This is a genomic window from Halorubrum rutilum (assembly GCF_024494565.1).
This window is the reverse complement of record NZ_JANHDN010000003.1, coordinates 292,071-308,860: the sequence shown is the minus strand read 5'-3', so window position 1 is coordinate 308,860 and position 16,790 is coordinate 292,071. Positions and strand designations below refer to the sequence as shown.

The 16,790-nt window shown below is 72.5% G+C and carries 19 protein-coding genes; 7 read left to right on the top strand and 12 right to left on the bottom strand.

Features of this window, described 5'->3' with window-relative positions; genetic code table 11:
* Positions 1–79: 79 nt before the first annotated feature.
* From NO900_RS08130 to NO900_RS08110, 5 genes are all read right to left on the bottom strand, one after another.
* Complete coding sequence (locus tag NO900_RS08130) at positions 80–502, bottom strand: hypothetical protein (RefSeq protein WP_256408715.1); 423 nt, start codon at positions 500–502, stop codon at positions 80–82.
* A 92-nt stretch (positions 503–594) separates the two neighbouring features.
* A complete protein-coding gene (locus tag NO900_RS08125) occupies positions 595–3,216 on the bottom strand; it encodes a heavy metal translocating P-type ATPase (protein ID WP_256408714.1) in 2,622 nt (873 codons plus the stop codon).
* Positions 3,217–3,238: 22 nt separating this feature from the next.
* Complete coding sequence (locus NO900_RS08120; RefSeq protein ID WP_256408713.1) at positions 3,239–4,087, bottom strand: sulfite exporter TauE/SafE family protein; 849 nt, start codon at positions 4,085–4,087, stop codon at positions 3,239–3,241.
* 86 nt (positions 4,088–4,173) lie between these two features.
* Complete coding sequence (locus tag NO900_RS08115; RefSeq protein WP_256408712.1) at positions 4,174–4,602, bottom strand: plastocyanin/azurin family copper-binding protein; 429 nt, start codon at positions 4,600–4,602, stop codon at positions 4,174–4,176.
* Between the two features lie 119 nt (positions 4,603–4,721).
* Positions 4,722–5,480: a helix-turn-helix domain-containing protein gene (locus tag NO900_RS08110; RefSeq protein WP_256408711.1), complete on the bottom strand. Its 759-nt coding sequence runs from the start codon at positions 5,478–5,480 to the stop codon at positions 4,722–4,724.
* Between the two features lie 136 nt (positions 5,481–5,616).
* Between NO900_RS08110 and NO900_RS08105 the strand changes: the two genes are divergently transcribed.
* The 5 genes from NO900_RS08105 to NO900_RS08085 all read left to right on the top strand — a co-directional run bounded on the left by NO900_RS08105 (position 5,617) and on the right by NO900_RS08085 (position 10,772).
* Positions 5,617–7,140 (top strand): phytoene desaturase family protein, encoded by a 1,524-nt coding sequence (locus tag NO900_RS08105; protein WP_256408710.1) that lies wholly within the window; start codon positions 5,617–5,619, stop codon positions 7,138–7,140.
* Positions 7,141–7,342: 202 nt separating this feature from the next.
* Complete coding sequence (locus NO900_RS08100; RefSeq protein ID WP_256408908.1) at positions 7,343–8,143, top strand: bacteriorhodopsin; 801 nt, start codon at positions 7,343–7,345, stop codon at positions 8,141–8,143.
* A 124-nt stretch (positions 8,144–8,267) separates the two neighbouring features.
* Positions 8,268–8,606: a peptidyl-tRNA hydrolase Pth2 gene (gene pth2 / locus NO900_RS08095; protein ID WP_256408709.1), complete on the top strand. Its 339-nt coding sequence runs from the start codon at positions 8,268–8,270 to the stop codon at positions 8,604–8,606.
* Positions 8,607–10,073, top strand: a complete 1,467-nt coding sequence (gene truD, locus NO900_RS08090; protein ID WP_256408708.1) for a tRNA pseudouridine(13) synthase TruD — start codon at positions 8,607–8,609, stop codon at positions 10,071–10,073.
* A 144-nt stretch (positions 10,074–10,217) separates the two neighbouring features.
* The gene (locus NO900_RS08085; RefSeq protein ID WP_256408707.1) at positions 10,218–10,772 is read left to right on the top strand and encodes a GMP synthase subunit A; all 555 of its coding nucleotides are present in this window, start codon (positions 10,218–10,220) and stop codon (positions 10,770–10,772) included.
* A gap of 53 nt (positions 10,773–10,825) precedes the next feature.
* Here the strand turns inward: NO900_RS08085 and NO900_RS08080 are convergent, their stop codons facing one another.
* The 7 genes from NO900_RS08080 to NO900_RS08050 form a co-directional block, all read right to left on the bottom strand.
* Positions 10,826–11,251 carry a universal stress protein gene (locus NO900_RS08080; protein WP_256408706.1) on the bottom strand — a complete coding sequence of 142 codons (426 nt, stop codon included), beginning with the start codon at positions 11,249–11,251 and terminating at the stop codon, positions 10,826–10,828.
* Between the two features lie 22 nt (positions 11,252–11,273).
* Positions 11,274–11,471 (bottom strand): HVO_0649 family zinc finger protein, encoded by a 198-nt coding sequence (locus NO900_RS08075; RefSeq protein WP_256408705.1) that lies wholly within the window; start codon positions 11,469–11,471, stop codon positions 11,274–11,276.
* Positions 11,472–11,634: 163 nt separating this feature from the next.
* On the bottom strand, positions 11,635–11,877 hold the full coding sequence (locus tag NO900_RS08070) for a DUF3194 domain-containing protein (RefSeq protein WP_256408704.1): 243 nt from the start codon (positions 11,875–11,877) through the stop codon (positions 11,635–11,637).
* A gap of 7 nt (positions 11,878–11,884) precedes the next feature.
* Positions 11,885–12,271 (bottom strand): prefoldin subunit beta, encoded by a 387-nt coding sequence (locus NO900_RS08065; protein ID WP_256408907.1) that lies wholly within the window; start codon positions 12,269–12,271, stop codon positions 11,885–11,887.
* A gap of 167 nt (positions 12,272–12,438) precedes the next feature.
* Positions 12,439–12,690 carry a KEOPS complex subunit Pcc1 gene (locus NO900_RS08060; protein WP_256408703.1) on the bottom strand — a complete coding sequence of 84 codons (252 nt, stop codon included), beginning with the start codon at positions 12,688–12,690 and terminating at the stop codon, positions 12,439–12,441.
* Between the two features lie 21 nt (positions 12,691–12,711).
* Complete coding sequence (locus tag NO900_RS08055) at positions 12,712–12,846, bottom strand: DNA-directed RNA polymerase subunit P (RefSeq protein ID WP_094534055.1); 135 nt, start codon at positions 12,844–12,846, stop codon at positions 12,712–12,714.
* 4 nt (positions 12,847–12,850) lie between these two features.
* Positions 12,851–13,117 carry an eL43 family ribosomal protein gene (locus NO900_RS08050; RefSeq protein WP_086220860.1) on the bottom strand — a complete coding sequence of 89 codons (267 nt, stop codon included), beginning with the start codon at positions 13,115–13,117 and terminating at the stop codon, positions 12,851–12,853.
* Between the two features lie 443 nt (positions 13,118–13,560).
* Here NO900_RS08050 and NO900_RS08045 point away from each other — a divergent pair, with 443 nt between their 5' ends.
* Both NO900_RS08045 and pyk read left to right on the top strand, forming a co-directional pair.
* On the top strand, positions 13,561–14,496 hold the full coding sequence (locus NO900_RS08045) for a sulfide-dependent adenosine diphosphate thiazole synthase (RefSeq protein ID WP_256408702.1): 936 nt from the start codon (positions 13,561–13,563) through the stop codon (positions 14,494–14,496).
* Positions 14,497–15,011: 515 nt separating this feature from the next.
* Positions 15,012–16,769 carry a pyruvate kinase gene (pyk, locus tag NO900_RS08040; RefSeq protein ID WP_256408701.1) on the top strand — a complete coding sequence of 586 codons (1,758 nt, stop codon included), beginning with the start codon at positions 15,012–15,014 and terminating at the stop codon, positions 16,767–16,769.
* Positions 16,770–16,790: the final 21 nt, after the last annotated feature.

Sequence of the window (16,790 nt, the reverse complement as noted above, 5' to 3'; positions counted from 1 at the left end):
CGTGGCTACTCGCGTGAGCCGAAAGTCGTTTGCGGTAGGGGCGGGCGCGGCCGGGTCGCACCGGAGCGAGCGCCGACGGTCAGTCGACCTCGTCGACGAGCACGAGCACGTAGCCGACGACGGCGAGGTCGATCGCGAGGTTGATGGCGGGCGCGGCGACGCCGTCGCCGGCGCGGAGCGCGAACAGGACCCGACCCGCCGCCAGCATGGCGGCGACGCCGAAGAACAGCGCCGTGAGTCCGACCGCCCGCGGTCGAAGCCGGTAGAGGCCGATCGCCGCCCAGCACTTCACCGCGCCGATGCCCGCGACCGGGACGCCGACGACGAAGAGCGGGCCGAGGCTCATCAGCAGTCCGGTGCCGAGGTCGGCCAGCCCGCTGAGCAGGCCGACCGTGGCGACGAGGGCGACACCGACCCGACGGTCGTCGGACTCCTCGGTCGTCGCGTCGTCGGAGGGCGTCGAGCGGCGGCTTCCGCGCCGCTCGGCTTCGCCGAGTGGCATGTCGGGGTCCACCGCGGGCGACGACATGTGTCTTGGGGCCGGCTGCGTCTCGGCCGAGGGCGGCGTCCCAGTCGAGGACGCCGGCGCGGCGGTCACTCCTCGGAGAGCAGCGCCCGCGAGGAGTTCGTCACGACGAGCAGGCTGGACGCGCCCATCGCGACCGCGGCGAAGAGGGGGTTCAGCAGGCCGGTCACCGCGAGCGGGATCGCGACCGCGTTGTACAGGAACGCCCAGCCGACGTTCCCCTTCACGCGCCGTCCCGCGGCCCGCGAGAGCTCGAAGACGGTCGCGACCGAGCCGAGGTCGTCGTCGACGATCGCCACGTCGGCGGCGTCGGCCGCCATCGCCGTCCCGCCGCCGAGCGCGATCCCGAGGTCGGCGGCGGCCAGCGCGGGCGCGTCGTTCGTCCCGTCGCCGACCATCACGGTCAGCCCCCTCGCCTTCAGCCGCTCGATCGTCTCGGCCTTCCCCTCGGGCGGGACGCCGGCGAACACCGACGAGACCGCGTCGTGCTCCGCGAAGACGGTCGCCGCGCGCTCGTCGTCGCCGGTCAGGATCACCACGTCGACGCCCGAGTCGTCGAGCGCCGTCACCGTCTCTTCCCACCCCTCGCGCAGCTCGTCGCCGACCACGACGACGCCCTCGGCGGCGCCGTCGCGGCCGACGGCCACGGGGACGCGGCCCACGTCGCGCGCCTCGGCGACCGCCTCGCGGATCGCGTCGGGGACGGTCCAGCCGCGCTCGTCGAAGAGGGCGGGATGGCCCACGACGATCTCGGTCCCGTCGACCGTCCCGGAGACGCCGCGGGCGTGGCTCTCGAAGTCGGTGACCGCGACCGCGTCGCCGGCGTCTCCGGCTTCGGTCGCGTCCCCGGCGTCGTCGGCGCTCGCGCCTCCCCCGTCGGCCCCGCCGCCGGGCGACGCCGACTCCGCCGACCCGCCGTCGGCGACCGCGGTCCCCCCGCCGGCCGTCTCGTCGCCGCCCGCGAGCGCGGACGGCCCCTCGCCCGCGCTCGCTCGCGCGGCGGCGATCGCCCGGCCGACCGGGTGCGCCGAGCGCTCCTCCAGCGCGGCCGCGAGCCGGAGCAGGTCGTCGTCGACGTCGGCGGAGATCACCTCCATCTCGCCGGTGGTGAGCGTCCCCGTCTTGTCGAAGACGACGGTCCTCGCGTCGCGGACCCGCTCGAAGACGGTGTCGTCGAAGATCACGATCGAGCGCTCCAGCGCGTCGCGGATCCCCGCGGCGACCGCGAGCGGGGTCGCGAGCCCGAGCGCGCAGGGACACGAGACGATGAGCACCGTGAGGCCGACGAGCATCGCCTCGGTGACCCCGTTCCCGAGCGCGAGGTTGGCCGCGGCGGCGGCGACCGCGACCGCGAGGACGACCGGGACGAAGACGGTCGCGAGCCGGTCGGCGAGCTTCTGGACGCCGTGGTTCCCGCTCTGGAGGTCCCAGACGAGCTCCGCGACGCGGTCGAGGCTGGAGCTCGCGTCCGGACCCACCGCCACCGTCAGCGAGCCGTCCGCGACCACGGAGCCGCCGACCACGTCGTCGCCGGCGGTCTTCCGGACCGGCATCGACTCGCCGGTGACGACCGACTCGTCGACCGCGGCGTCGCCGGCGACGACCTCACCGTCCACCGGGACGCGCTCGCCGGCGCGCACGAGCAGGCGGTCGCCGGGGTCGAGCGCGTCGATGGCGACCTCCTCCGTCTCGCCGGTCGCGGCGGGGTCCGGCGCGTCGCCGCCGCCCGCGTCGTCCCCGCCGACGACCCGCCGCGCGCTGTCGACCTGCACCGCGGTGAGGTCGGAGAGGAGCTCGGTCGCGCGCTTCTTGATCGAGTCCTCGTAGCTGTTCCCGACGGTGACGATCACGATGATCGCGACCGTCACGTCGTAGTAGACCGAGGGCGACTCGACGAAGATCACCGCGAGCGTGCTGTAGACGTACGCGCTCACGGCCGCGATGGCGACGAGGAGGTCCATGTTCGGCGACCGCGTCTTCGCGCTGACGTACGCTCCCCGCAGTATCGGCTTCCCGGTGACGAAGAGGACGACGGTCGTCAGCACCGCGATCACGATGAAGAAGTAGGTCCCCGACGTCGACGACATCGCCTGGCCGAGATACTCCAGGGTGCGCTCGTTGTAGAACGGGAACGCGAAGTAGGTCGGGTAGATGATGACGATGTACTGCAACATCACGGCCATCCCGACGAGCACGCCGGCCGCGAGCCGCGCCGTGGCCATGTTGTCGGCCCGCCGGCGCGAGAAGGCGTCCTCGCGGTCGTACGCGCTGTAGCCGAGCCCGCTCACCGCCTCGGCGAGGTCGTCGGTCGAGACCGACTCCGGGTCGTGGTCGATCCGCACCGTGTCCGTGACGTAGCTCGCGCTCGCGGCGCTGACGCCGTCGGTCCGGGTCGCGACCGTCTCGATGAACGCCTCGCAGGTCGCGCAGTGCATCCCGTCGACCTCCAGGAACGTCGCCTCGTGGTCGGCGGGGACCTCGTCGCCCGGTCCGTCACCGGTTGCGCCCGCTTCCTCTCCCGCCTCGCCGGCGCGCCGTCGCTCGCGCACCGCGTCGGCGTCGACCTCGGCGTCGCCGAGCGCCGCGTACACGTCCCGGCAGCCGGGACAGCAGAACTCGTTGCCCGCGTCGTCGACCACGTCGACGCCGTCGGTCGGGAGCTCGCAGAGGGTGCAGTCGGGCGCGCTCATCGGTCGATCGCCTCCGTCATCGTCACAGTCCCCCCGTCATCCCGGCGTCGAGCGGGTTCCAGAACGGGAGCCGCGGGTGCGGCACGTGGATCCCGACCGACATCAGCCCGTGCGCGAACAGGACGTAGCCGAGCGCGACGAAGGCGACCCCGAGCAGCCGGTGGACCCGGCGCCGGTGGACCGCGTCGACGCTCTCGATCACGGTGCCGTAGAGGAAGACGGCGGGCATCGTGCCGACTCCCAGGGCCGCGAGCGCGACGCCCCCGCTGACCGCCGAGCCGCTGGCGAACGCGTAGAGGTACGCCGGGTAGAGGATCGGGCAGGGGAGGAGCCCGTGGACCGCGCCGAGCCCGACGATCCCGGGACCGTTCGCGAGCCGGTCGACGTGGCCGGTGAGCCAGCCGGTGACCCGTTCGAGCCCCGGGAGGTGGACCCCGCCGGTCGCGCCGCCGAGCGCGTACCGGACCCCGACCAAGATCACGGCCGCGCCGACGCCGAGGCCGACGACGCCGCGGACGACCTCGGCCGCGCCGGTCAGCGTCGCCGTCGTGACGAGGACGACGCCGCCGAGCGCGCCGAGCGCGGCCCCGATGACCGTGTAGCTCGCCGCGCGCCCGAGGTTGAACAGCGCGTGCTGGCGGACCTCGTAGGTGGAGAGGTGGCCGCCGCGGCGGTCGGCGGCCGCGGACGCGGCGCCGCCGGCCCCGTCGCTCGCCGCGCCCCCGCCGTCGGTCCGGCCGCCCTCAGCTCGCATCCGGCCGGCGTACACCGTGACGAGCGGGCCGCACATGCCGATGCAGTGGGCGCCGCCGAGCAGCCCGATGGCGAGGAACAGCAGGACGTCGGTCCCCAGGAGCGTCGAGATATCCATGGCCGTGCGTTACCTCGGCTTGGCGTCGCGGGCGGTAATGGGTTTCGTCGGTCCCGGGTCGGACCGTCCGGACCGGTGCCGGCGCATCACTCCTCCACGAGGACCGTCCCGTACATCCCGCCCTCGCGGTGGGGGATACAGACGTACTCATGGGCGCCGGGGACGGTGAACGTGTGCTCGAACCGGTCGCCGCTCTCCAGCCTCCCGCCGAAGTCGGACTGCCACGCCGCCTCGGCGGCCGCGTAGTCGTCGAAGCCGCCCGAGGCGAAGAACTCGGCCTCGTCGGGGATTCCGCCCGCCGTCGCGGTGACGGTGTGCGCCCGCGCGCTCGTGTTCTCCCAGACGACGGTGTCGCCGACGGACACGGTCAGCTCCGCGGGGCGATAGGCCGACGCGACCATCCCGACGTCGTAGTCCGGCTCGCCGCCGACGCCGGTGCAGCCGGCGAGCGCGACCGTCGATCCGGTCCCGATCCCGGCCGCGCCGACCCGTCGGAGGAACCGTCTGCGGTGCATACCGTCGGTTGGGCCCTCGCGCGTTTCAATACCGCGGTTCGACCCACCGCACGGGAACGGCTCGGACCTCGCGAGCGCCGTCGTCGCGCGCGCGGGCTCCCGGGCGAACCCGGCGCCCGTCACGGGTCCACGAACTCGCCGAACACCCGGCGCTGGGCGGCCGCGAGGTGCTCGGCGAACGTCGAGCGCGCGATCCCCACGGCGGCCGCGACCGCCTCCGCGTCGGCCCCGCGCGGGTACTCGAAGTAGCCGAGCCGCTGGGCGGTCCGGACGACCTCGCGCTGTCGGTCGGTGAGCCGCCCGCGGTCGATCACGACGGGGTCGCAGCCGGCCGATCCGCCGGAGCGGGTGAGCCGTTCGAGCGTGACCGACGCCCCGGTGGCCTCGACGGTCTCGACGATCTCGTCGATCGGGTCGACCGAGGGCAGCGAGAGCGTCAGGAGGATCCGGTCGGGGCCCGTCCGGACGGTGACGTCGGAGACCGGGTGGCCGAGGGACTCGATCGACCGACAGGGATACGGCTCCGTCGGGGGGCTCCGGGTCCGGTAGACGTACTCGCCGTCGGCCGCGAACACGGGCTCCGCGCCGATCTCCCGGTCGGTGCGGAACTCCGAGACGACGGCGTCGTCGAGCCGGACGCGCTCCACGTCCGTGGCGACCGCCCCCTCCGGGAGCGCGTCCGCGACCGGCGCGTGCGGCGGGTCGCGGACGGCGAGCCGAGCGCGGACGCCTCGCGACCGACCGACGGCTCCCTCGGCGACCGCGTCGTCGGGGTCGCCGCTCGACGGGTCGTCCGGCGGGTCGCCGTCGGGAGAGCCGCCGCCGACGGGATCGGTCGAGTCGTCGGCGGACACCGGGCGACGTGACCCCCGTGACATGTTCGAATCCTGCCGACGAACCGGTAAAAAAACGGCCCCGAACGAGTACGTCCCCGGCTGCCGCCCCGCGGTCGATTTATAAAACCCCGTCGTGGGACGGACACGACTCTCCCGGCCGGCCGCCCTTCGATCGACGATGACAGCGCGTGGGCTCGACGGGGTCTCGATCGGGATCGTGGGCGGCGGCGTCGGCGGGCTCTCCGCGGCCGCGCACCTCGCCGACGCGGGGGCCGAGGTGACGCTGTACGAGCGCCGAGAGCGCGTCGGCGGGGTCGCCGGCCGGCTCGAACGCGACGGGTTCCGGTTCGACACCGGCCCCTCCTGGTACCTGATGCCGGACGTGTTCGAGCGCTTCTTCGAGCGGTTCGGTCACGAACCGAGCGACTTCTACGAGCTGGAGCGGCTCGACCCGCACTACCGCGTGTTCTGGGACGACGGGGACCGCGTCGACGTCCCCGCGGACCCGGACGCGGCCGCGGGGCTGTTCGAGTCGTACGAGGACGGCGCCGGCGACGCCTTCCGGCGGTACCTCGACGACGCGGAGACGGCGTACGAGGTCGGCATGAACCGCTTCGTGCTCCCGGGGCGCTCGCGGCTCCGCGACTACCTGTCGACCGACGTGCTCGCAGGCGGGCGGAAGCTCGACCTGTTCGGCACGCTCGACGAGCGCGTGCGGTCGTACGTCGAGCACCCGAAGCTCCGCCAGCTGCTCCAGTACACGCTCGTCTTCCTCGGCGGCTCGCCGTACAACACGCCGGCGCTGTACCAGCTGATGAGCCACGTCGACTTCGGGCTCGGCGTGTACTACCCGCTCGGCGGGATGTACGAGGTGATCGAGGCGATCGAGTCGGTCGCGGTCGAGCGCGGAGCCGACGTTCACACCGGGGTCGGCGTGACCGGCATCGAGCCGGGGGCCGACGGGATCGCCGTCGAGCTCGGCGGCGACCGCTACGTCCACGACCGGGTCGTCTGCAACGCGCCGCCGGAACACGTCGAGCGCGAGCTGCTCCCCGACGGCGCGGTGTCGCGGTTCGGCGACTACTGGGACCGCCGGACGTACGGCCCGAGCGCGTACCTCCTGTACCTCGGCGTCGAGGGGTCGCTCGACTCGCTGGCGCACCACACGCTCGCGCTGCCGACCGACTGGAAGCCCCACTTCGACGCGATCTTCGAGTCGCCCGCGTGGCCCGAGGACCCCACGGTGTACGTGAACGTCCCCTCGCGCACCGACCCCTCCGTCGCGCCGGAGGACCACGAGGCGGTCGTGACGCTCGTCCCGCTCGCGCCCGGGCTCGACGACGGCCCCGACCGCCGGGCCGCGTTCCGGGAGCGCGTCCTCGACGCGGTCGCGTCGTACGCCGGGACGGAGCTCCGCGACCGGATCGTCGTCGAGGAGTCGGCGTGCGTCTCCGACTTCGCGGACCGGTTCGACCGGCCCGGGGGGAGCGCGCTCGGGCTCGCGCACACGGTGACGCAGACGGGGCCGCTCCGCCCCGGCCCGCGGGTCCGCGGGGTGGACCGGCTCTACTACGTCGGCGGGAGCAGCAACCCCGGGATCGGCGTCCCGATGTGCCTGCTGAGCGGCGAACACTGCGCCGAGGCGGTCGCCGCCGACGTCGCTCGCGGGCCGCTCGACCGGTTCCCGATGATCGGGCGTTGACACGCCAGATACGAAATCTAGCGTCCACTTCTCTCTCGCATAATCGGAACATCTCAAATAATCCCGTCCGAGATCGAAATCCGTCAGAAAACCCTTACCTGTCAGGTTAGCACCTTTAATAAGATAGACACATACCCTCCGGTGTCGCATGATCGAAACAGCAGCGGCTGACGTACTCGCCGGCGGCACAGTCCCGCTCGAAATGACGCAGACCGAGATATTCCAAGCGATCCAGTCCGACGCGCTCCTGAGCGCGTCGCTCTGGATAAACATCGCCCTCGCGGGCCTGGCGATCCTCCTGTTCGTCTACATGGGTCGCGACGTGCAGGACCCGCGCGCGCAGTTGATCTTCGTCGCCGCGCTGATGGTACCGCTGGTGTCCATCTCCAGCTACACCGGCCTCGTCTCCGGGCTCACGGTGAGCTTCCTCGAGATGCCGCCCGGTCACGCGCTGGCCGGGCAGGAGGTGCTCACCCCGTGGGGACGGTATCTGACGTGGGCGCTGTCGACGCCGATGATCCTCATCTCGCTCGGCCTCCTCGCCGGAACGAACCTGAGTAAGCTGTTCACGGCCGTCGTGGCCGACATCGGGATGTGCGTCACCGGCCTCGCGGCCGCCCTGACGACCTCCTCCTACATGCTGCGCTGGGTCTGGTACGTCATCAGCTGCGCGTTCTTCGTCGTCGTCCTCTACATCCTGCTCGCCGAGTGGGCCGAGGACGCCGAGGCCGCCGGCACCGCGGAGATCTTCAACACGCTGAAGGTGCTCACCGTGGTCCTCTGGCTCGGCTACCCGATCTTCTGGGCCCTCGGCGCCGAGGGCCTCGCGGTGCTCGACGTCGCGATCACCTCGTGGGCCTACAGCGGGATGGACATCATCGCGAAGTACCTCTTCGCGTTCCTCCTGCTGCGCTGGGTCGTCGACAACGAGCGGACGATCGCCGACATCGCGTCCGGGCTCGGCTCGGCCTCCCGCGGCGGCGCGGCCCCGGCCGACGACTGAGGCCGACGGCGACCGCGTCACGGCTCTCTTCCGCGACTCTCTTTTCGCGCGTTCTCACGCCGCCAGCCCCCGGCACGGCCGCCGAGAGCGAAGCGCTAAACCCGCGGCGGCGGTGAATCGGAACATGAAACAGGCCATCGTCGCCCGGACGGACATCGGCATGGGCGAGGGGAAGCTCGCCGCGCAGGTCGCGCACGCGTCGCTGTCGGCGTACCAGGACGCGTCGCGGCGCGCCCGGAAGGAGTGGCAGGGCGAGGGACAGAAGAAGGTCGTGCTCAGGGGCGACTCCGAGAGCCAGCTGTTCGCGCTGGCCGACAAGGCGGAGACGGAGGGACTCCCGTACGCCATCGTCCGGGACGCGGGCCACACGCAGCTGGAGCCGGGGACCGTCACCGCGCTCGCGGTCGGCCCCGGCCGCGACGACAGCGTCGACCGCGTGACCGGCGACCTCTCGCTCTATTAGATGGTCGCCGAACACACCCTCCGCGAGGCGCATCCCACGGAACGCGCGGTCGGCGTGGCGTACTACGTCAGCGACGCCGACGGGATCGGCGGCCGGCTCCGGGAGTCCCCCGAGGACTTCCGGGTCCGGGAGCTGGAGGCGTTCGACGCGGAGCCGCTCGGCGCCGACCGCGGGAGCTACCCCGAGCTCGTCGTCCGCGTCACGCTGCGCGACTGGGACACGAACGACTTCGCGCGCCGGATCTCCGACGCGCTACAGATTAGCCGCGAGCGCGTCTCCTGGGCCGGGACGAAGGACAAGCGCGCCGTCACCACGCAGCTGTTCACCCTCCGCGAGGTCGACCCCGACGACCTCCCGACGATCCGCGGCGCCGAGATCGAGCCGCTCGGCCGGGCGGGCCGGCGGCTCTCCTTCGGCGACCTCGCCGGCAACGCCTTCGAGATCCGCGTCGCCGACGCGGTCGCGGAAGCGCCCGAGCGCGTCGCCGAGACGGTCCGCGACCTCCGGGCGTTCGCGGGGGCCGGGGGCGAGTCGGCCGACGCCGCGGGCGCCGACGGCGACCTCGCGATCGGCGCGCCCGTCGGCGTCCCGAACTACTTCGGCCAGCAGCGCTTCGGGAGCCGGCGCCCCGTTACCCACGTCGTCGGGCTCGCGATCGCCCGCAACGACCCGCGCGAGGCGGTGCGGCTGTACGCGGGCAACCCGGCCGAGACGGAGCCCGACGACACGCGGGCCGCCCGCGACCGCGTCGACGCGGCGTTCGGAGTGACGGGGAATCTCGACCCTGCCGCCGACGGGACCGGCGACGGCGACTGGGCCGCCTGCCTCGACGCGATCCCCGGCAAGCTCCGGTTCGAGCGCTCGATGGTCCACCGGCTCGCCGACCGTGGCGTCGCCCCCGACGCGCCGCCCGACGACGAGGACTGGTGGCACGCGCTGGAGGCGGTGCCGTCGAACCTCCGGCGGCTGTTCGTCAACGCCGCGCAGTCGTTCCTCTTCAACCGCGTGTTGAGCGAGCGGCTCCGCCGCGGGCTCCCCTTCGACCGCCCCGTCGCCGGCGACGTGGTCTGTTTCGCCGACGGCGACGCCCCCGACGACCTGTACGCGCCCGACACCGATCGGCTCCAGCGCGTCGACGAGGGACGGGTCGACACCGTCACCCGCCACTGCGAGCGCGGCCGGGCGTTCGTCACCGCGCCGCTGGTCGGCACGGAGACCGAGCTCGGGGGCGGCGAGCCCGGCGAGATCGAGCGCGAGGTCCTCGCCGACGCGGGGATCGAGCCCGGCGACTTCGCGCTCCCCGGCGAGTTCGACTCCGCCGGCACCCGGCGGGCGATCCTCCTGCGCACCGACCTCGACGCGACGGTCGACGGCGGCGACCCGCGGTTCGCGTTCGCGCTCCCGAGCGGGTCGTACGCGACCGTGCTGCTCCGGGAGTTCCTCAAGCGGGGACCGCTCGACCTGTGACCGCGGCGGACGGCGCCTCCTGCGCCCGGCGGCCGCCGGTATGATCCGCGTTCGTGTATCATCGAGCGTCCGGGCGCCCCGAAACCACCACATTACTGTGTCCCGTTCCGAGCCGTTTTTGTGCGGGTGCCCGCAATCGAGGCCATGACCCGGATCGTCGTTATCGACCTCCACGGCCAGTTCACGCACCTCGAACGGCGCGCGCTCCGCGACATCGGCGTCGACACCGAGATCGTCTCGGCCGACGAGCCGGCCGACGAGGTCGACGCCGACGGGGTCGTCCTCTCGGGCGGCCCCGACATGGACCGCGTCGGCAACGCGCCGGACTACCTCGACCTCGACGTGCCCGTCTTCGGCATCTGCCTCGGGATGCAGCTGATCGCGGCCGAGCTCGGCGGCGAGGTCGGCGGCGGCGACTACGGCGGCTACGCCGACGTCGACGTGGAGATCGTCGACGACGAGGACCCCCTCGTGGGGTCGCTCGCGCCGGAGACCCGCGTCTGGGCCTCGCACGCCGACGAGGTGAAGTCGCTCCCGGCGGGGTTCACCCGGGCCGCCACCTCCGACGTCTGCGGCATCGAGGCGATGTCGAACCCCGAGGCCGACCTGTACGGCGTCCAGTGGCACCCGGAGGTCGCGCACACCGAGCGCGGCGAGGAGGTCTTCGAGAACTTCGTCGCGATCTGCGAGTCGGCGTAGGACCGCCCGCGCCGCTCTCTGAACCGCCCGCGCCGCTCTCCGGGCCGCCCGCGTCACTCCTCCAACCGCGCGGTCAACACCGGCGCCTCGCTGTGTCGCACGACCCGCTCGGCGACCGATCCGGCCGCGAGGAACCGGCCGACGCCGGTCCGGCCGTGGGTCCCCATCACGATCAGGTCGACCCCGTAGTCGGCCGCCGCGTCCAGGATCTCCTCGTGCGGGCGGCCGCGCCGGAGGTGCCGCTCGACCGGGACGCCGCGTTCCGCGCCGGCCGCGGCGACGGCGTCGAGCGCGCGCTCGCCGCGCGCCTCCTCGCGCTCGACGACTACGTCCCAGCCGTCGGCGCCCGCGATCCCCTCGTCGACGACGAACAGCGCGTGGACTCGCGCGTCCGCCAGCTCCCCGAGGTAGCACGCGTGCTCGACGGCGGCGTCGCTCCCGCCGCTCCCGTCAGTCGGACAGAGGATCTCGTCGTACATCGATACCGACTCCAACCCCGGCTCAGAGCCGGTACCGCCGGACGCGTTCGGTCCCGCAGCTCGGACACTCCCGGCGGTACTCGACGGTCGCCCCCGTGGTGACCGCCTCCCACTCGCCGGCGTCGTCGACGAACCCGCACTCCTCGCAGGCGTCCGACCCCTCGTCGAGCCGCGCGCGGAGCCGCTCGAAGGCCGACGTTCCGCCGTGGCTTCGTGACATGCGGTAACAGTTCACAACGCTTCGATTAATAGCTATCGGTGGGGACTCGCGCCGCGCCGCTCCCGACCGTCGCCCCCGGACCCGAGCCGCGCGTCGGCGTCGCGCCGGTCGGAGCCGTCGCTAGGGTCGCCGGACCCGTCGAAAAATCGGGAGGAGCCGACGCCTACTCCGCGAACAGCTCGTCGACCGCCTCGCCGGCGGCCTCGGCCGCCTCGCGGGCGACCGCGTCGGGGTCGGGGTCCTCCGGGGCGTTCAGGTAGACGTCGACGTCGAGCACGCCCTCCTCGAACGTCACCGTGACGTCGAGGTCGGTCACCGCCGACTGGTCGTAGCGGGCGAAGACGACGCCCTCCGCCGCCTCGGCCGCGGTGCGGACCACTTCGTCGTCCGTCGGCTCGTCGCTCATCGACCGCTTACGCGCCGCCCGCGCCCGGACCGCCCGGACCCATCGGACCGCCGCCGCCGGCGCCGCCCTGGAGCATCTGCTGGAGCTCGCTCTGCAGGTCGTCGAACTGCTCCTCGACGCGCTCCTCCTGCTTCTGGAGCTGCTCGACGCGGACTTCGAGCGAGTCGACCTTGTTCTCGAGGTCGTCGTAGGCGGACTCGTAGTCCGTCTCGACGAGGACCTCGCCGATCTCGCGGTACATTCCGGCGTCCTCGTCGACGTCTTCGAGGGCGTCGAGCGCCGTCTTCGACTCGTTGAGCGCGGCCTGCGCCTGCTCCTTCTGCTCGGCGACCTGCTGTGCGGTCTCCTGCAGCTCCTGGAGCTCCTCGATCTTCTCCTGTGCCTCGGGCGGCATGTTCCCTTGCATGGGCGAAGCGAGGCGACCCGGACGGAAAAACCCACGTCTTCTCGCCTCTCGGACCAAACGGCCGTGAGGAGCCGTGAACGGACCGTTCCCGCCGGATGGTCGAACCGAATCGACGGTCCCAGCGCGCGGGTCCGGCCTCGGCTCGCCCCGCGACCTCACCGGGTCCCGACCCGCTCCGCGACCTCGACCAGCCGGGACCAGCTGTTGATCCCGGCGCGGAGGGCGACGAGGTCGTCCGCGGCGACGCGGACCCGGACCGCGTCGCCGTCGCGGGAGACGGTCGCGGCCGAGCGCGCGTCGTCGATCTCGCCGACCTCGGGGGCGAGCGCGTCGGCGACGAGCCGTGCGCGCCGCTCCGAGGGGTAGGCGAACGAGAGGACCGTCTCGTGTGCGCGGGACGCCGTCACGGTCGGGAAAACCAGCCGACGTTACTCGACGTCGACTTCCTTCACGTCGCCGCCGCGCTCCTTCAGGAGGACGCGGTGGCCGCAGTACGGGCAGCGCACGCCGCCGTACTCGTCGAGGGTGACGTCGCGCTTACAGCGGGAGCACTTGTAGCTCATCGTCCTACTCCTCGTCGGCGAGCGCGGCGCGGATGGAGCGGCGGACGGTGCGGCCGCCGGGCGTCTCGGGGCGGTACGCCCCGCCCGTGAACGTCTCGCCGGTCTCCTCGTTCACCCAGATGCCGGTGCCCTTGCGCGTGACGTCGTCGCCGTCGACGGTCGCGTTGCGCATCTCCTCTTCGATGTCCTGGACCCGCTTGCGGGAGACCCGGCCGTAGCGAGCGCCGAATCGGCCCGCACTACCGGTGCTTCGTGCCTTGTCCTCAGCCATAGTAAGTCCGTCTACCGCCAGCGCGGGTAAAAAGGCTGCGAGTTGCGGCGGTCGGAAGCGGTCCGGTGACGATGGAACACGGATGACGGAAGGGGTGGCGCGTGCCGACGAGCGCCCGCGGGGCGCGAGTCGCACGCGCGAGGGACGCGGCGAACGCGAGCGGCGCAGCCGCGAAGCGTGAGCCGCGAGGCTGGGGAGGCGTGAGGTGCGGTTGCGGTGCTGTGCGGGGTGGGACTCGAAGGGGCAGTCGCGAGGCGGGCGCAGGCGAAGTAAGCACCGCAGCGAAGGAGCGGCAGCGACTGAGCGAGGAGCACAGCGAGCGTGCGCCCGCCTCGCGACTGGGGCTTTGGAGGTGTTCACCGTCGATCTACCGACAGCCAGCATAGATACGACTCGGTCTCGACCGCAACGCATTTCACAACCAAGTAATACTACTAAGTTGTATGCACGGATTCGACGGCTTCAGCGACGTGAGCGAGACCGACGTGACGAAGGCGATCGGCAACGAGTGGACGGACGGGTTCCTCGACTTCACCGACTCGGACGTGATCGTCCTCGGCGGCGGTCCCTCCGGGCTGATGGCCGCCAAGGAGCTGGCCGAGCGCGGCGTGAAGGTGATGATCGTCGAGAAGAACAACTACCTCGGCGGCGGCTTCTGGCTCGGCGGGTTCCTGATGAACACGGTCACCGTACGCGACCCGGCCCAGGAGATCCTCGACGACCTCGACGTGGACTACGACCCCGTCGAGGACGTGGACGGGCTCTACACCGCCGCGGGCCCGGAGGCCTGCTCCGGGCTGATCAAGGCCGCCTGCGACGCCGGCGCGCGCGTCCAGAACATGACGGAGTTCACCGACCTCGTCGTCCGCGACGACCACGAGGTCGGCGGGATCGTGATGAACTGGACGCCGGTCCACGCGCTCCCGCGGGAGATCACCTGCGTCGACCCGATCGCGGTCGAGTCCGACCTCGTCATCGACGCGACCGGCCACGACGCGGTCGCGATCAGCAAGCTCGACGAGCGCGGCGTCCTCTCGGCGCCCGGCATCGAGCACGCGAAGGAGCACAACACCGGAATGGACCAGACGGGCGACGACCAGTACGGTGCCCCCGGCCACGACTCGCCCGGCCACGACTCGATGTGGGTCGGCGAGAGCGAGGACCAGGTCGTCGAGCACACCGGCGTCGTCCACGACGGCCTGATCGCCGCCGGCATGGCGGTCGCGACCGCCCACGGCCTCCCGCGGATGGGCCCGACGTTCGGCGCGATGCTCGTCTCCGGGAAGCGCGCGGCACAGGCCGCGCTCGACGAGCTCGGCGTCGAGGGCCCCGACGTCGAGCTGTCGACCGGCGGCGCGCCGGCGCCCGCAGACGACTGAGACGGAAATAGACGAAGAGTCGAAATTTCGGTCGCCTATCGGGGAATTACCGCTGACGCTCCGGCACCGGAGCCCTCCGAAGCCTCAGTCGCTCGGTGGTACGTGATCGCTGCTGACCAGAACACCGTCAAAGCCCCAGCCGCGAGGGCTCGGTGCGCTCGCTGTGCTCCTCACTCGGTCGCTCCGCTCCCTCGTTGCGGTGCTTGCGTCGCGCGCCTTCGCCCTCGCGGCTGCCCCTTTGAGTCCCACCCCGCACAGCACCGCAACCGCACCTCACGCCTCCCCAGCCTCGCGGCTCACGCTTCGCGGCTACGCCGCTCGCGTTCGCCGCGTCCCTCGCGCGTGCTGGCTCGCGGCCTTCGGCCGCTCGCAGGTACGCGCCGACCGCGTGGTAATCTGTGAACGGTCGCAGCATTCCGAGCCCGGAACCCGCATCGTAACCGTCCCTCACGAACGTTCACTCGCTCCCGACTCAACCGTGTGCCTTTTTGCGGGCGTGCGTCGAACCCGGCGGTATGCGCAACGCCAAGATCGTCTGTACGATCGGTCCCGCCTCGGACGGGCGGGACGCGATCCGCGCCCTCGCCGACGCGGGGATGTCCGTCGTCCGGCTGAACGCCAGCCACGGGACGACGGCCCACCGCGAGAAGGTCATCGAACGGGCCCGCGCGGTCGACGACGCGATCGACGACCCGCTCGCGGTGATGGTCGACCTGAAGGGGCCGGAGGTCCGCACGGCCGAGCTCGACGAGCCGATCCGGCTCGCCACGGACTCGGAAGTGACGTTCGCCGAGGGCGACGACGCCACGCCCGAGCGCGTGGGACTCACGCACTCGATCGGGGCCGCGACCCCGGGCGACACGATCCTCCTCGACGACGGGCGGATCGAGTGTCGCGTCGAGCGGGTCGACGGCGAGTCGGTCGTCGCGACCGTCGTCTCCGGCGGGAAGCTCAGCTCGCGGAAGGGCGTCAACCTCCCGGGCGTCGCGATCGACGTCGACCTGATCACGCCGGAGGATCAGGCGGAGCTCGACCTGGCCGTCCGGACGAACGCCGACTTCGTGGCGGCCTCCTTCGTGCGAAACGCCGACGACGTCTACGAGATCGCCGACGAGCTGGAGGGGCGCGGCGGCGGCGACATCCCGATCGTCGCGAAGATCGAGCGGGCGGGCGCGGTCGAGAACCTCGACGGGATCGTCGACGCCGCCGACGGCGTGATGGTCGCGCGCGGCGACCTCGGCGTGGAGTGCCCGCTGGAGGACGTGCCCGTCATCCAGAAGCGGATCATCCGCAAATGCGTCAACGCGGGCGTCCCGGTCATCACCGCGACGGAGATGCTCGACTCGATGGTCCACTCCCGCCGGCCGACCCGCGCGGAGGCCTCCGACGTCGCCAACGCGGTCCTCGACGGCACCGACGCGGTGATGCTGTCCGGCGAGACCGCGATCGGCGACGACCCGGTCAACGTCGTGGAGACGATGGACCGGATCGTCCGCGAGGTCGAGTCGAGCGAGGAGTACGCCGAGACGCGCGAGCAGCGCGTCCCGGCCGCCGCGGAGGGCTCCCGGACAGAGGCGCTGGCGCGCTCGGCGCGCTACCTCGCCCGCGACATCGGCGCCTCGACCGTGGTCGCGGTCTCGGAGTCCGGCTTCACCGCCCGCAAGACGGCGATGTTCCGCCCGGGCGTCCCCGTGGTCGCGACGACGCCGAACGACCGGGTCCGGCGACAGCTCGCGCTCTCGTGGGGCGTCCGCCCCGTGCTGACGGAGTACGCCCACGACATGGAGACGATCCTCGACAACGCGGTCGACGCCGCGCTCGACATCGGCGGCGCCGCCTCCGGCGACACGCTCGTCGTGCTCTCCGGCATGCTGACGGAGTTCGAGGGGACGAACACGACGAACACGCTGAAGGTCCACGTCGCGGCCGAGACGCTGGTGACCGGGAAGGCGGCCGTCGCGGGCCGCGTCGCCGCGCCCGTCTACCGGACCGACGACGGCGACCTGAGCGCGGTCCCGGACGGGTCGATCGTCGCGCTCAGTCCCGGCTTCGAGGGCGAGTTCTCCGGCGACCTCGACGCCCTCGCCGGGATCGTCGACGCCGACGACGGGATGACCGGCTACCCCGCGGTCGTCGCCCGCGAGCTCGGCGTCCCGATGGTCTCCGGCGCGACGCTCCCCGAGCGCGTCGCCGACGGCAACGTCGTCACGCTCGACGGCGAGCGCGGGATCGTCTACGAGGGCGACGTGATCGCGGCGGCGCGCGAGCGATAGCCGCGCCTCGCGCCGACCGGG

What these genes read in the sequence shown, in the direction of transcription:
- NO900_RS08125 (WP_256408714.1), bottom strand. Translation starts at nt 3,216, where the DNA reads ATGAGCGCGCCCGACTGCACCCTCTGCGAGCTCCCGACCGACGGCGTC.
- NO900_RS08065 (WP_256408907.1), bottom strand. Translation starts at nt 12,271, where the DNA reads ATGCCGCCCGAGGCACAGGAGAAGATCGAGGAGCTCCAGGAGCTGCAG.
- NO900_RS08045 (WP_256408702.1), top strand. Translation starts at nt 13,561, where the DNA reads ATGCACGGATTCGACGGCTTCAGCGACGTGAGCGAGACCGACGTGACG.
- NO900_RS08070 (WP_256408704.1), bottom strand. Translation starts at nt 11,877, where the DNA reads ATGAGCGACGAGCCGACGGACGACGAAGTGGTCCGCACCGCGGCCGAG.
- NO900_RS08100 (WP_256408908.1), top strand. Translation starts at nt 7,343, where the DNA reads ATGACGCAGACCGAGATATTCCAAGCGATCCAGTCCGACGCGCTCCTG.
- NO900_RS08080 (WP_256408706.1), bottom strand. Translation starts at nt 11,251, where the DNA reads ATGTACGACGAGATCCTCTGTCCGACTGACGGGAGCGGCGGGAGCGAC.
- NO900_RS08055 (WP_094534055.1), bottom strand. Translation starts at nt 12,846, where the DNA reads ATGAGCTACAAGTGCTCCCGCTGTAAGCGCGACGTCACCCTCGACGAG.
- NO900_RS08075 (WP_256408705.1), bottom strand. Translation starts at nt 11,471, where the DNA reads ATGTCACGAAGCCACGGCGGAACGTCGGCCTTCGAGCGGCTCCGCGCG.
- NO900_RS08115 (WP_256408712.1), bottom strand. Translation starts at nt 4,602, where the DNA reads ATGCACCGCAGACGGTTCCTCCGACGGGTCGGCGCGGCCGGGATCGGG.
- pth2 (WP_256408709.1), top strand. Translation starts at nt 8,268, where the DNA reads ATGAAACAGGCCATCGTCGCCCGGACGGACATCGGCATGGGCGAGGGG.
- NO900_RS08050 (WP_086220860.1), bottom strand. Translation starts at nt 13,117, where the DNA reads ATGGCTGAGGACAAGGCACGAAGCACCGGTAGTGCGGGCCGATTCGGC.
- NO900_RS08120 (WP_256408713.1), bottom strand. Translation starts at nt 4,087, where the DNA reads ATGGATATCTCGACGCTCCTGGGGACCGACGTCCTGCTGTTCCTCGCC.
- NO900_RS08130 (WP_256408715.1), bottom strand. Translation starts at nt 502, where the DNA reads ATGCCACTCGGCGAAGCCGAGCGGCGCGGAAGCCGCCGCTCGACGCCC.
- NO900_RS08085 (WP_256408707.1), top strand. Translation starts at nt 10,218, where the DNA reads ATGACCCGGATCGTCGTTATCGACCTCCACGGCCAGTTCACGCACCTC.
- NO900_RS08105 (WP_256408710.1), top strand. Translation starts at nt 5,617, where the DNA reads ATGACAGCGCGTGGGCTCGACGGGGTCTCGATCGGGATCGTGGGCGGC.
- truD (WP_256408708.1), top strand. Translation starts at nt 8,607, where the DNA reads ATGGTCGCCGAACACACCCTCCGCGAGGCGCATCCCACGGAACGCGCG.
- NO900_RS08110 (WP_256408711.1), bottom strand. Translation starts at nt 5,480, where the DNA reads ATGTCACGGGGGTCACGTCGCCCGGTGTCCGCCGACGACTCGACCGAT.
- pyk (WP_256408701.1), top strand. Translation starts at nt 15,012, where the DNA reads ATGCGCAACGCCAAGATCGTCTGTACGATCGGTCCCGCCTCGGACGGG.